We start from the raw sequence: 13,779 nt of genomic DNA on the forward strand, positions 1-13,779 counted from the left end.
GACATCTTATCAGATACCAAGAGATTTCTTGACAGCTTCAATCTTTTCTTCAGCGTCAGCGCATGCTCCTGCATAGCACTTAGGGCATGCCATTTCACCCTTGATTTCCATATAGAACTTAATCTTAGGCTCTGTACCTGAAGGACGTACAGAAATCTTAGTACCGTCTTCTGTGAAGAACTGAAGTACGTTAGATGGTTCCGGCATATCAATGTCTGTTACATTACCGTTGCCGTCTGTTGCCTTAAGAGTCTTGTAGTCCTTAACAAGAGCAACCTTAGAACCGCCAAGTTCCTTAGGAGGACATGCACGGAAGTTGTCCATCATAGCCTTGATTTCGTCAGCACCACTCTTACCCGGTTTAGTTACGTTAACAGTCACTTCCTTAGAGAAACCGTATTCAACATAGATTTCCATCAATACATCGTACAATGTCTTGCCCTGATCCTTAGCCCAAGCACAGATTTCAGCAAGAAGAGCACAAGCAGAAACTGCATCTTTATCACGAACAAAGTCTTCAGCAAGGAATCCGTAGCTTTCTTCACCACCACCGATATACTGTTTGATACCTTCGTTCAGACGGATCTGACGTGCAATCCATTTAAAACCTGTGTAGCAATCATACATTTCGATATTGTTCTTGTCAGCCACAGCTTTGATAAGTTCAGTAGTAACGATAGTCTTCACAACGAACTCATTACCCTTCATCTTACCCATAGCGATACGGTTCTTGATGATGTAGTACAAGAAGATCAAGCAAGTCTGGTTACCGTTGATAAGTACCCATTCGCCTTCGCTATTCTTGCAAGCCATACCCACGCGGTCAGCGTCTGGGTCGGAAGCCATAACGATATCAGCATCGATACTCTTTGCAAGGTTGATAGCAAGTGTAAGAGCCTCAGCATTTTCAGGGTTTGGAGAGATTACAGTTGGGAAGTCACCACTCTTTACCATCTGTTCAGGTACGCAGTGAACATTTTCGAATCCCCACATCTTAAGAGCCTGAGGGATAAGCATCATACCTGTTCCGTGGATAGGAGTATAAACGATCTTAAGATCTTTTTGACGTTTGATAACTTCAGGATCGATAGAAATTGAGTGAACTTTTTCCAAATAAACATCATCCACATCCTTACCGATAATCTGGATAAGGTCTTTGTTGCCTTCGAATTTGATATCTGCAGCAGAAGCAATCTTGTTAACTTCGTCGATGATACCCTTGTCGTGTGGAGCAAGAACCTGTGCACCATCATCCCAGTATGCCTTGTAGCCGTTGTATTCCTTTGGATTGTGTGAAGCAGTAAGGATGATACCGCTCTGGCAGCCAAGGTGACGGATAGCGAACGACATTTCAGGAGTAGGACGCATATCATCGAAAAGATATACCTTAATACCGTTTGCAGAGAAGATATTAGCAGAAATCTCAGCAAACAGGCGGCTGTTGTTACGGCAGTCGTGACCAACAACTACAGAGATATCTTTCTTGCCTGCAAAACATTTGTTAAGATAGTTGGACAATCCCTGAGTAGCAGCACCTACAGTGTAGATGTTCATACGGTTTGAGCCAACACCCATGATACCACGTAAACCACCTGTACCGAATTCCAGATCTTTATAGAATGCTTCAATCAAGTCTGTCTTGTCCTCGTTTTCTATCATACGTTTTACTTCTGCCTGAGTTTCAGCATCATATGCTGGTGTCAACCATTTCTGTGCCTTTTCAATACAAAGCTTAATTAATTCTTCGTTTCCCATGATTAGTTATTATTAAAATGATTATTGATTATATGATTAATTATGCACAAAAATATAAAATGAAAACAAATTATCCTAATGTTTTTTTATCAAATAAGACGTAAAAACAAAAAGAACGACAACAGCAATCAAAATTGAAATAAAACCCTGTTGCTATTTCATCAGGATTACAGCAAGAAACATCTTTCAAATAATACAATAAACTAATCCAACGAAAGTTTATATCCATTTCCCCTAATATTAATAATCTGGATACGTTTATCCTTCGACAAGCGGTGCCGTATCCTTGTTATCAGTACTTGCAGACTTCTTGTACAGAAAAAATCATCGTTTCCCCATAATTCCAGCAACACATTCTGCATGGGAACAATAGAATCAAAATTCTGACAGAATCTTTTCAAGACCTCTGTCTCTCTATTTGGAAGTTGTTCTGTTTCACCTGTAGGTATATATAAAAGAATACCCTTGTCCGCATCAAACTCATAATCTCCAATATTAAATATATGCTGTTCCGATTCCTCTTTTGAAGAAATACGTCCGGTCAGAGCTTTTATACGTACTATTAGTTCCTTCATGGCAAATGGTTTGCGGATATAGTCGTTGGCACCTGTTTCAAATCCTGCCACTACATCGTCCACCTCTGTTTTTGCCGTCAGAAATATTACGGGTGTAGTCTGGTCTGTTTTTCGTATTCTCTGTACCACATCCAGTCCTGATATTTTCGGCATCATTATATCCGAAATCAGGACATCGGGTTTTGATTCAAAGAAAAGTTTCAGTCCCTCCTCACCATCGTATGCAAGACAGACGTCGAATCCAACACTTTCCAATGTATCTTTAATTATCTTCGCCAAAGTTATTTCATCTTCAATAAGCAATACTTTTATCTTTCCCATATCATTATAATTCAATTGTAAACGTACTTCCCTCCCCCGGAGTACTGGTTAATGAAATCCGTCCTCCATGTCTTTCCACAATCGTTTTTGCAAAATAAAGACCAATGCCATATCCTTTCACTTCGTGTACATCGCCATGAGGAACACGATAGAATTTCTCAAATACATGTCTCTGGTGTTCCGGAGCTATTCCAATCCCGTTGTCTGATACTGAAATAAACAACTTATCTGATTTTCTGATTGCTCTAAGCTGTATCCGTACCGACTCACCTGAATACTTTACCGCATTATCGACTAAAGTGGAAACCACGCTCGACATCAGTTTTGCGTCGAATACAGCAGTCAGATTATCATCGGCCTCTATCTGTATATCACAGGCTTTTGCAGTACGTAATCTGGTCTCCTGTACTATTTTCTCAAACATATCTCTTATATTTGTTTCCGATACATCCAGCCGGAAATTACCTCTTTCCTTCATTGACATCGACAGGATACGCTCCACAAGGGCACTCAGTTTTTCCAGCTGTTCCTTGGTGTCAAGCAGGTATTCCTCCCTTTTTACAGGATTGTCCGCCAAGCCATAATTCAGCAAAGCATCATTTGCCGCGTATGCCACTGCAATAGGAGTCTTCAGTTCGTGAGTGATATTGCTCGTAAAGCTGCTTTTCATCTCGTCCAGTTCCATCTGCTTTTTCAGAGTACTTATGAAAAACCAGAAAGAGAACACCACTATGGCGACAACCATCAACGAAGTGAATATAATGCCGGACATATTCAACAGTATATATCCGGTCATCAGCCCAGTATCAAATGAATAAGGTGTTTTACCAAAAGTTGATTTAACTATGATATATCCATTTCGAACAACAGAATCGGGATTTACATTAGATACAAACTCCTGTGTATCCAGCGGACGGAAGATTTCATCTATACCTGCCTCCTTAAAATTCTGAAAAAGTATGGAATCCATCATTTCATAAAATTCCGGAGAAGTTACTGAAGATGCCACCTGTTTATTAAAGTCGTCACGCCTATATACACTTATTGACCTTATTTTATTATCAAAAGAAGAGTCTCTTTTTATTGATACAATCTTAGACAAATTATCAGGACTCAAAAATGCTATGGAGTCTGTCAGTTGCTCTCGTTTTAACTGAAACGAATAAGCTGCGAGCTCAGACTTGGAAATCAATGAACTGATCTGCATCTCCAACGACTGTCGTTGAGACTTGTAAAGCCCAGAAAGCCAATACCCCTCATAAGCAGCAATCATGACAACTGAAATTACTGCAATAATCAGGAATCTATGTTTATTGTCTATCTTCATAACAAAATAAATCCGTTTAACAGAACAAAAGTAATAGTTTTAAGGCAATATAATCACAAATCCACACTTAACTTCATGAGATATTCACGTGGTCTGAGTCGGGTCATAGAATAAAAACGGGTGATTGAACTTACATTAACCTGCTCATAAACAGAATTGCCGATAATATTGTCTGCCACAAGCGACAGTTCCCACTTCTTTGATTTATACCCTACAGAGATATCACAGAAGCTGTTCACCCCAAAAGATTTTTCATTGCTGTGATATATTTCATTATTCATCGAGAATATCCATCCGCCTGCGGGATTGAAATTTACCCCAAGCGAATGTGACCAGTCAATTACAGCACTTTCATTGTATGGAGCTGTTTTTTCCTGTCTATTGCATATCATCATTTTTGACTCACCCTGTATTGATATACCTTTCACAGGCTTCAATGAATAGTCTAACGACGCATTATACACATTCATCCTGTTTTTAGCCAACACTCCGGAAACTAATATCTGCGATTCGGAGGAGTTTACTCCCCCTCCAATCCCAAGAGTGGTATTTGCCCAAAAGAAATTCTTGGCTATACGTCCGTCAACTATATATGAGTCTGTATTATAACGCCCGGATGTAGCCACCATATTATACACTCCGGAATCCAGTTCTCCGCTATACAGAATGTTACCTTTATTATGAATATACACAGGTCGCAGATAGGCAAACAAACCGTAAAGAGGATTACGATAAGTAAACGAAGCGCTCAGAGAATGTGCAAATTGGGTTTCCGGTTCGCCTATTCCTACAGTACATTGAGCATACGAAGTGAAAAGAGGTTCTGTAACAAGTTTCTTTGCATCATACGGATCGGCCGTCAGACGGTAATCAAGAATAAGTTTCGATGTGGGAGACATTTCCCATCTCCAGTTCAGGTTAGGCTCAATCCAGAGGTCTGAAGAACGAAGCTTATCAGCAGCCCAATTCCCCGAATTATCCAATAACTGATTCACATAGCTGACCTTGGCCTTTGCCGTTAACTCATGTTCTTTATGTTTCAGACTCACAGACGGACTCCAATATAACTGCTGTAGCTTCCAGTCTGTACTGTTTATCTTCTGATAACGACTGTCAAACCCCACCATATTTTCAAAATACAATGCTCCGAACTTCTTTTTATACTGCACATGATTTTTCGAAGAGAATAAATCCATATCAAGCAACTGAATGTTGCCGTTTATCGTGAGCAACTGTCCCGGCAAACGGGTATAACCGGTAGAGGAATTGAACTGAATGACATTGCCCCCTGCCGTAGTATGCGACAACAGTAAATCTTCCGAGACCATACGTTTATAAGGTTTGACCGAAAGAGCGGTAAGCCTGTCATTATAAAGTATATTGCCATGACTTACATTCCAGTCGGAATACACTTTCGAAATGCTTTTCAGATATGTCCTTTCCTTATTCAGCGTATATGTGATTTCTCCCTTTGCCTCCTTTCGTCTGCTTTCCACATTCCAATCCTCCGTGATTACCGGCGAACCATCCAAATCCAGATATGTAGTGGAACTATTTCTCAGCTGCTCCTCACTGTCAAACAGTCCGCTTGCCTGTATCCTCAGGTCTGAATCTTTTCCGGTCCTCCACAGCCAGTTACCGGAAAGAAGATGACTTTTATTGAATGTATATCTTTCGACATCAAAGGCAGGACCGCCCAAATCGAGCAAACTGATAATATTCGCTTCTCCACGATATTCCAACAAGTCGGAAAGGCTTAAAATCTCATCTGCAATATTTGTCCCTGTATTGGTGTTTTTATAAAGCAACAATGTCTGGAAATTCTTCTTGAAATTCATCCCCTTCAGACGGTTCTCGTAAAGGAAGCCATCACTCTTTTCCGCCCATCCCAATCCTATATCAGCCAAACCCGTCCAAACAGACTTGGCATCATCTTTAAGAACTATGTTCAATGCTGCTTTATCACTGAACTCAATATCACGCAAGGACTTTACAGCCTGATGATTTTCCAAGACCTGAACACTCTCCACCTTGTCTGCCGATATGTTATTGCTGGCCTGGGCATATTGACTTCCCATCAGATCAAGACCTTCAATGTAAAAATGATTTATCGATTTTCCCTGATAAGATATACTGCCGTTAGGCTTTACTTCCAGACCTGGCATTTTCCTTATCACATCGGCTATACTGCGGTCCTGTATCTGCTTGAAACCTGCTACGGAATATGTCAGAGTATCACCCCTTTCACTTATACGTTCGGCTTTTACAGAAACCTCACGAAGCTGAAAGCTTGTTTCTTTCATTCTGACAACAACCTTATTTACCGCAGGATTATACTTCACAGTCTGTGTTTCATACCCCAGAAAGCTGAACCTGATATATGCAATTCCACCTACAGACTTAAGAGTAAAGTTACCTTCAGCATCTGAAATGGCATAACACAGCTGCCTGCCGGATTCATTATAAACCACAATATTCACTCCATACATTCCATTTTCGGATGTATCAACCACCTTACCAGAGAAAACGGCAGAAGATTGCGCAGGCAGACACAAAGAAACAGCAAGAGAGAAACACAACAGAATGATTCTTACCATAACCATACGAATGATGTATTTTCAAATGGTATTATTCCAAATCAAGATAATTACTTGTAGGCTGGACTGTATTGGTTATATCTTTACCGTTGATATCAACAGCCTTTACCAGGTTGATACCCAATTCTTTTACCGCTTCTCCATAAGTTTTTCCTTCATCGGCTTTTCTCAGTTTCAGAAATTTCGAACGTGAACACTTCAGAGCCTTGTCCTTTTCGAACAACTCTATTCTGGCGTCAGAAACATTCAGTTCCAGACCTACAGCAACAAAATGAAAAAGATTGTCAGCATCGCATGCTTCAAGAATCACACCGGGCAAACCTTTCAGAACATAAGGACCTGCCGAAACAGGGATATCTGGTGTGTACCATACAGTCCATGTTCTGCCATAAACTGTTGCTACGGCCTTCTTGCACTGATAATCACAAATCGTTTTGGTACTGTCTGATAATGCCCAGTCTATTTGCGGAAGTTTCTCTGTGTATATAAACTTATTTGTCTTGATATACCTCATATAGGTATATTTATCAGACGATGGCGCACCCGTCAGAACTTCCAGAGAGTTCTTGTTTCCATACTTTTTATTTACATTCTGTGCCCTCACCAGGGCTGTTGCAATATCCGCTTCCTTGGAAATATTATCATACTCCGACGTCCATGCCCTATTATTAGGATTGTAGAAAACAGATTGGGTTTTGCCTACATCCAGAAACCATCTGTAGGTCTTGCGTGTTTTACTGTACAAAGCATCACAATCGTATGTGACGCGAAACAAGGCTGTTTCCTGCGCATTCAGCACAACAGCCGAAAGAAATAGAATAAAGGTAATAATCTTTCTCATAAATACATTCATTTAATGTTTATATGACAAAGATCGTATGTTGGAACCAGATTTGCGGTTAACTCATAGCTAACACTCGGTTAACTAGAGTTAACTGAATCCTCTACTCTACCTTCCACTCCTCTATAGTCCCCGTCTCTGACGAGAACACAGCACCTATCTTATATACTCTACGGCTGTCAGACTCATATTCACGGACATACCCCTTTTCATCTATCTGACGCATAGCCTCATCGGCAGTTCCGTCAAGCTTGAATTCAAAAATATATACATAGTCCGGAGTTTCTACGATACAGTCCACACGACCGTGGCTCTGCACCTTCTCTGTATAGACTGTATAGACACTGATAAGGCGCATTATAAGATAGAATGTATAGTGGAAATATCTTTCCTTTTCGCGCTCGTTCTCTTTGCGTCGCATCGTATAGGGAATACTTGCAAGGAAAGCGGTCATACCGGTACGGAAATCGTCTATCTCACCTTTTTTCAATTGTGAGACAGTTTTCCTTATCCATGATGCAGTCTCCATTTTATCGCCAAAATAAGATGAAGCCACCATCGTAAGAAACCCGCGTTTTACTTCATTGTTTGGGAAATCAAGCAGAAATGTCATTTCTTCCAAATCGAATTTCTTTATAGTAAGGTAGCCACTCTGATATATCATAGGCAATGGCTGCTCAACATTGGCTTTGTAGTCTATAAATTCTTCAGGAGAATAATACTTCCCTGTTATCTCGTTCATATTCTCATCAGAATGCGACAACAGGCGGATAAGATATGTCGGAGTACCACTCTTGAACCAATAATCATTCATTTCACCTGAATCGAATGCATTAAGCAGACTGAAAGGATTATACACATCTGTCATTCTTTTACTGAAATGATAACCGTCATACTGCAATTTCAGCTTTTTCATCATTTCATCATACGTACAACTGTATTCATCAGCCATCTGTTCTATAGGCTCTCTGAAAAAACTCTCCAGTTCCTCCTGAGATATACCGCAAAGTGTCTCATACTTTGCATGCATACTTATATCCTTAGGCTGATTGAATCCGCTGAAAACACTCACCTGCGAGAACTTGGTTACACCTGTCAGGAATACGAACTGCAGGTATTCATCGGCTCCCTTGAAAGTGGAATAAAAACCTTTCAGGACGTTGCGATGCTCTTCCTCCAAATCTTTGTCATAATCCAGGACATCAAGGATAGGCTTGTCATACTCATCAATAAGTACCACAGCACGGAGACTGTTTTTTTTATAAGCTGCCTCGAGTATTCTCTTGAACCTGAAACCCAGATTAAGTTCTTCTTCGCCTTTTTCTATTTCGTACAGTTTCTCCCAATCTGTAATATAGCTTAGAATAGCACTTCTCAATGCGCCTTTAATTGTATATTCCCCACCGTTGAAATCAATATGAAATACCGGATATACCTTCCAGTCCTTTTCCAATGCATCAATTTTCAATCCCCTGAAAAGTTCCTTTCTGCCAAGAAAATAGTTCTTCAGTGTCGATACAAGAAGACTCTTGCCGAAACGGCGCGGACGGCTTAGGAAGTATATTGAGCCTTCCTGCACTAAGCTATATACCATATCAGTCTTATCGACATAAACATAATCGTCCTCTATTATACGGTCAAAGCTCTGTATTCCTATAGGATATTTCATATTGGAGAATTAATAATTAAAAGTGAATAAAGACTATTTTGTAAACATTCTTGCCTTTTACAAAGATAATGAAAGTTGAGAGCAGAGACAAATGAAAAACAAAGTTTTTCATATTTAGACTATGCCGAAACGCATCCTAGCTTATCAAAAGATAGCGCAAACATTGTGTAGTACAAAGCGAAAACAAAGTTATCATACTTTTAATTCCGAATTGAAGCCTATCTTACGCAAATATAAAAAATGACGAGCCACCCTCTTAAAGAGAAAGACTCGTCATATATACTAAATTATTTCTTTTTAGTTCTTGAAGCTATGTATAGGAGCAGGAATACGTCCTCCTCTGTTTACGAAAGCATCGCAGCTGAAACGGTTGATAGGCATAACCGGAGCATAACCCAAAAGACCTCCGAACTCTACAGTTTCGCCCACAGTCTTTCCTACAACAGGAATTACACGGACAGCTGTTGTCTTCTGGTTTATCATTCCTATGGCTGCCTCATCGGCTATCATACCTGCAATAGATGTAGCCGGTGTATCACCAGGAATTGCTATCATGTCAAGTCCCACAGAGCATACACATGTCATGGCTTCCAGTTTTTCTATTGTAAGGGCTCCTGCCACTACAGCATCAATCATTCCCTGGTCTTCGCTTACAGGGATAAACGCGCCGCTAAGACCTCCTACGTATGATGATGCCATCACACCACCTTTCTTAACCTGATCGTTAAGCAAAGCCAAGGCAGCTGTAGTTCCCGGTGCACCCGGATACTCAAGTCCTATCTCCTGAAGAATTTCAGCCACACTGTCGCCCACAGCAGGTGTTGGTGCCAGCGAAAGGTCGATAATACCGAAAGGAATACCAAGACGATGAGACGCCTCCTGTGCCACAAGCTGACCTACACGCGTAATCTTAAATGCTGTACGCTTTATTGTCTCGCAAAGAACTTCGAAACTTGCTCCACGTATCTGCTCGAGTGCATATTTCACTACTCCCGGACCACTTACTCCCACGTTTATAACAGCATCGTCTTCAGATACTCCGTGGAATGCACCTGCCATGAACGGATTATCATCAGGAGCATTGCAGAGAACTACCAGCTTAGCGCAACCCAGAGAGTCACGGTCTTTAGTCATCTCTGCAGTTTCCTTGATGATATCACCCATAAGACGCACAGCATCCATATTAAGACCAGTCTTTGTAGAACCTACATTGACAGAACTGCATATTCTATCTGTACATGCCAGTGCCTTAGGAATGGAACGGATGAACAGTTCGTCGCTATGGCTCATACCCTTCGATACGATAGCTGAGTAACCTCCAATAAAGTTCACTCCCAATTCGGCTGCCACACGGTCAAGTGTCTGTGCAATCTTTACATAATCATCGGAAGTCTTACACGCAGAACCGCCTACCAGAGCTATTGGAGTGATAGAAATACGTTTGTTTACGATAGGAATACCAAATTCCTTTGATATTTCTTCGCCAGTACTTACCAGCTTTCCGGCAAGACGGGTTATCTTGTTGTATATATTCTGACAAAGGACATCAAGATTACCATCTGCACAATCAAGAAGGTTGATACCCATAGTGATGGTGCGGACATCAAGATTTTCCTTTTCTATCATTTTATTGGTTTCAATAACCTCGGATATATTTATCATGAGTTTTTGAGTTTGTAAGTTTTTGAGTTTGTGAGTTAGATACGATGCATCTTGTCGAAGATTTCTTCTCTCTGACACTTAATCTGTACACCCATTGTTTCTCCCAAAGCAGACATTTCAGTAACAATCTGCTCAAAAGGTTTTTCTATGGCTGACATATCAACAATCATCATCATGTTGAAATATTCCTGAACGATAGTTTGCGAGATGTCAAGTATGTTTACTTTGTTATCTGCAAGATATGTACACACTTTGGCAATGATACCTATAGTATCCTTTCCTACTACGGTGATAATTGATTTATTCATCTTTAATTGATTTTTAATAACTAATTTGTCGGCAAAGATAGTTAATTGATTTCAAAATGAAAGAGTTTCAATTCGAAATATCGCAAAAATCTACAGTCCTTTACTTTTTGCCTCATTCCATAACTCGTCCATCTCGCTGAGAGTCATATCATTCAGGTTTCTTCCAGCCTTGATGGTGTGTTCCTCCAGATAGTTGAAACGGCGGATAAATTTCTGGTTCGTGCGTTCCAGAGCATTGTCAGGATTTATCTTATACAGCCTTGCCGCATTGATAAGACTGAACATCACATCACCAAACTCGGCCTCTGCCTTCTCCTTATCCATATTGCCGACTTCTGACTCAAACTCGGTTATTTCTTCTTTTACCTTTTTCCATACATCTTCCCTGTCCTCCCAGTCGAAGCCTACATTACGCGCTTTGTCCTGGATACGGTATGCCTTGATCAGTGAAGGAAGTGCGGCAGGCACTCCACTCAAAACGGATTTGTTTCCGTCTTTTTCCTTAAGCTTTATCTGTTCCCAGTTTTCCGAAACTTTCTCAGCCGTATCTGCTTTCACTTCGCCAAATACGTGCGGATGACGGAATATAAGTTTGTCGCATAGTTTGTCGCATACATCCTTAATATCGAAATCTCCGGTCTCACTGCCTATCTTTGCATAGAACACTACGTGAAGAAGTACATCGCCCAGCTCCTTGCATATGTTCTTCTTGTCATTCTGAACCAAGGCATCGCAAAGTTCGTAAACTTCTTCTATTGTGTTGGGACGCAGACTTTCGTTAGTCTGCTTTCTGTCCCACGGACATTTTTCACGCAGTTCGTCCAGCACATCAAGCAGACGGCCGAACGATTTCATCTGTTCTTCTCTTGTACTCATTATTATATATTGTATTGTTATTTGTTTTCTTTACCAAGACTGCTACGTACGAAACGCATGAACAACTGTGCAGCCTCAATCTCCTGACCTTGTGCCGACACAAAGCAGAAATGACGTGTAAACTGAAGCCCAGAAACATCAATCACCCGGAACATTCCTTCGCCCAACTCCTTCACCAAAGCGGCAATTGAGATTATTCCCATGCAATCGCTGCATGCCAGAAATGACTTGATACTCTCGGTACTTCCCAAATGCATTCTCACATTGAGTGACGAAAGTTTCAGACCTTCCTCTGCAAGGACTGTTTCTATAGCATCGAGTGTTCCAGAACCTCTTTCCCTAAGAACAAGTGGGATCTTGCAGAACTCTTCAAGAGTTATTTCCTCTACATCGGCTGGAAATGCCGACGAACGTACAACCGGAACGAGTTCATCACAAAGAAACGCCTCGTATTTCAAGTTCGGAGTACGAAACACTCCTTCCACCATACCAAGGTCTATAGTATGTTCCGACACGGCGTTCTCCACATTACGGGAGTTGGTATCGATGAGCGACACCTTTATCTGTGGATATTTCTCCGTAAACTTTGCCAGTATCGGAGGAAGGATGTACTGGGCTATTGTTGTACTTGCTCCAAGACGTAGTTCTCCCGCATATTCGTTATTAAGCAAATGCATGTCGTATTCCATCTTGCGATACTCCGTAAGGATACGCTCGCAATGTTCCATCATCACCTTTCCTGCTTCGGTCAGGGTTATCTTGTTGTTCATACGGTCGAACAGACGCACGTGGTACATGCTTTCCAGCTCGTGTACATGTTTTGTCACTGCCGGCTGACTGACAAATAGTTCCTGCGAAGCTTTTGTGAAACTAAGGTTCTTCGCCACACTATAAAATACCTTTAGACGGAAATCGGACATGTAGTTAAGAATTTAAAATTAATAGTTCTTAGTTGTTAGTTTCTGGTTGTCAGGTATAGAACTAAAAACTAATAACTAAAAAACTTAAAACTAACATTACAACTCTTCTGCTTTAATCCCCAATGACTGAAGCACTGAAAAGCCTAACATCTCAAAAGAATATGAAGCCTCATCCTTAGGAGGATTCATACCAAACAGTGTTACACTTTCTTTTCCCTTTATTTTATTGAGTGTGGAATGAGTTTTCTGCTGATATGCGTCTTCATCGGCAACAGCTACAACACGTTTCACATCCTTGGATTCGCCTGCCAGCATAAGAGCCTCATTGAACAATTCCTCGCACGTTGCCATATCTGACGGCTGGAAAGAGTATATGGAAAATTCGCCAAGCTGACTCTTGAAGGCTACATTATTGAGTTCCTTATCCAAATCAGACGGGGTACAGAACGACATTCTTGGCTCTGCCGAATCATATATAAAAATTACCTGAACGGCATTATCCCCTAATACAACTCCCGCATCAAGCGCCAGACATTCAAGCAATGCAGCCAGATCTGCCTTCGGTAATTCTCTATTTAATATAGGTGAAAAATGTTCGGCCATATCGCAGCCTACTCTATCAAGATATGATGCATCTATAAGCATCACGTTTGGTGCAAATTCTATTTTCTTTTCCATAAAAATTCAATTACCGTGTAAAGATACTAAAAACTTTACAGACAAACTGTCCTAAAAAAGGACAAAATTGCAGTCTTAGGCTCTAAGTATCTGACATTTAGACATATAATCATTTAAAAACTGTTTTGGCAAGAAGTTTGGAGTATTATAAGCGTGATTAAAAACGAAAGGTAAAAACAAGGATAACAACAAGGTATTGGAACAATAGGTAAAAAGATTCTTGGATAACAATAAAGTATAAAATAAGAAA

General features: G+C 40.6%; 11 protein-coding genes. All 11 read right to left on the minus strand.

The annotated features are described in order from the left end of the window. Nucleotides 1-9: 9 nt before the first annotated feature. The 11 genes from OCV82_RS02785 to OCV82_RS02835 all read right to left on the minus strand — a co-directional run bounded on the left by OCV82_RS02785 (nt 10) and on the right by OCV82_RS02835 (nt 13,529). Nucleotides 10-1,755 carry a phospho-sugar mutase gene (locus tag OCV82_RS02785; RefSeq protein ID WP_154042994.1) on the minus strand — a complete coding sequence of 582 codons (1,746 nt, stop codon included), beginning with the start codon at nt 1,753-1,755 and terminating at the stop codon, nt 10-12. A 203-nt stretch (nt 1,756-1,958) separates the two neighbouring features. Continuing rightward, complete coding sequence (locus OCV82_RS02790; RefSeq protein WP_154042995.1) at nt 1,959-2,651, minus strand: response regulator transcription factor; 693 nt, start codon at nt 2,649-2,651, stop codon at nt 1,959-1,961. A 4-nt stretch (nt 2,652-2,655) separates the two neighbouring features. Then, complete coding sequence (locus tag OCV82_RS02795) at nt 2,656-3,978, minus strand: sensor histidine kinase (protein WP_154042996.1); 1,323 nt, start codon at nt 3,976-3,978, stop codon at nt 2,656-2,658. A gap of 53 nt (nt 3,979-4,031) precedes the next feature. Then, entirely contained in the window at nt 4,032-6,581 is a 2,550-nt protein-coding gene (locus tag OCV82_RS02800; protein WP_154042997.1) for a carboxypeptidase-like regulatory domain-containing protein, read from the minus strand. 25 nt (nt 6,582-6,606) lie between these two features. Then, nucleotides 6,607-7,416 carry a GLPGLI family protein gene (locus OCV82_RS02805; protein WP_262542827.1) on the minus strand — a complete coding sequence of 270 codons (810 nt, stop codon included), beginning with the start codon at nt 7,414-7,416 and terminating at the stop codon, nt 6,607-6,609. Nucleotides 7,417-7,519: 103 nt separating this feature from the next. After that, nucleotides 7,520-9,085: an ATP-binding protein gene (locus OCV82_RS02810; protein ID WP_154042999.1), complete on the minus strand. Its 1,566-nt coding sequence runs from the start codon at nt 9,083-9,085 to the stop codon at nt 7,520-7,522. A gap of 297 nt (nt 9,086-9,382) precedes the next feature. Further along, nucleotides 9,383-10,747, minus strand: a complete 1,365-nt coding sequence (locus tag OCV82_RS02815) for a PFL family protein (protein ID WP_154043000.1) — start codon at nt 10,745-10,747, stop codon at nt 9,383-9,385. A gap of 35 nt (nt 10,748-10,782) precedes the next feature. Next, entirely contained in the window at nt 10,783-11,055 is a 273-nt protein-coding gene (locus tag OCV82_RS02820) for an ACT domain-containing protein (protein WP_154043001.1), read from the minus strand. Between the two features lie 90 nt (nt 11,056-11,145). Next, nucleotides 11,146-11,931: a nucleoside triphosphate pyrophosphohydrolase gene (gene mazG / locus OCV82_RS02825; protein WP_154043002.1), complete on the minus strand. Its 786-nt coding sequence runs from the start codon at nt 11,929-11,931 to the stop codon at nt 11,146-11,148. Nucleotides 11,932-11,948: 17 nt separating this feature from the next. Continuing rightward, entirely contained in the window at nt 11,949-12,851 is a 903-nt protein-coding gene (locus OCV82_RS02830) for a LysR substrate-binding domain-containing protein (protein ID WP_154043003.1), read from the minus strand. 96 nt (nt 12,852-12,947) lie between these two features. Beyond that, complete coding sequence (locus OCV82_RS02835; RefSeq protein WP_154043004.1) at nt 12,948-13,529, minus strand: DUF6621 family protein; 582 nt, start codon at nt 13,527-13,529, stop codon at nt 12,948-12,950. Nucleotides 13,530-13,779: the final 250 nt, after the last annotated feature.

This window comes from Bacteroides cellulolyticus (genome assembly GCF_025567135.1).
In the GTDB taxonomy this organism is placed as follows: domain Bacteria; phylum Bacteroidota; class Bacteroidia; order Bacteroidales; family Bacteroidaceae; genus Phocaeicola; species Phocaeicola cellulolyticus.

Excerpts from the sequence above, each read along its gene's own strand:
- OCV82_RS02835 (WP_154043004.1), bottom strand. The coding sequence starts at position 13,529 with ATGGAAAAGAAAATAGAATTTGCACCAAACGTGATGCTTATAGATGCA.
- OCV82_RS02820 (WP_154043001.1), bottom strand. The coding sequence starts at position 11,055 with ATGAATAAATCAATTATCACCGTAGTAGGAAAGGATACTATAGGTATC.
- OCV82_RS02805 (WP_262542827.1), bottom strand. The coding sequence starts at position 7,416 with ATGAGAAAGATTATTACCTTTATTCTATTTCTTTCGGCTGTTGTGCTG.
- OCV82_RS02810 (WP_154042999.1), bottom strand. The coding sequence starts at position 9,085 with ATGAAATATCCTATAGGAATACAGAGCTTTGACCGTATAATAGAGGAC.
- OCV82_RS02815 (WP_154043000.1), bottom strand. The coding sequence starts at position 10,747 with ATGATAAATATATCCGAGGTTATTGAAACCAATAAAATGATAGAAAAG.
- OCV82_RS02800 (WP_154042997.1), bottom strand. The coding sequence starts at position 6,581 with ATGGTTATGGTAAGAATCATTCTGTTGTGTTTCTCTCTTGCTGTTTCT.
- OCV82_RS02785 (WP_154042994.1), bottom strand. The coding sequence starts at position 1,755 with ATGGGAAACGAAGAATTAATTAAGCTTTGTATTGAAAAGGCACAGAAA.
- OCV82_RS02795 (WP_154042996.1), bottom strand. The coding sequence starts at position 3,978 with ATGAAGATAGACAATAAACATAGATTCCTGATTATTGCAGTAATTTCA.
- OCV82_RS02830 (WP_154043003.1), bottom strand. The coding sequence starts at position 12,851 with ATGTCCGATTTCCGTCTAAAGGTATTTTATAGTGTGGCGAAGAACCTT.
- mazG (WP_154043002.1), bottom strand. The coding sequence starts at position 11,931 with ATGAGTACAAGAGAAGAACAGATGAAATCGTTCGGCCGTCTGCTTGAT.
- OCV82_RS02790 (WP_154042995.1), bottom strand. The coding sequence starts at position 2,651 with ATGGGAAAGATAAAAGTATTGCTTATTGAAGATGAAATAACTTTGGCG.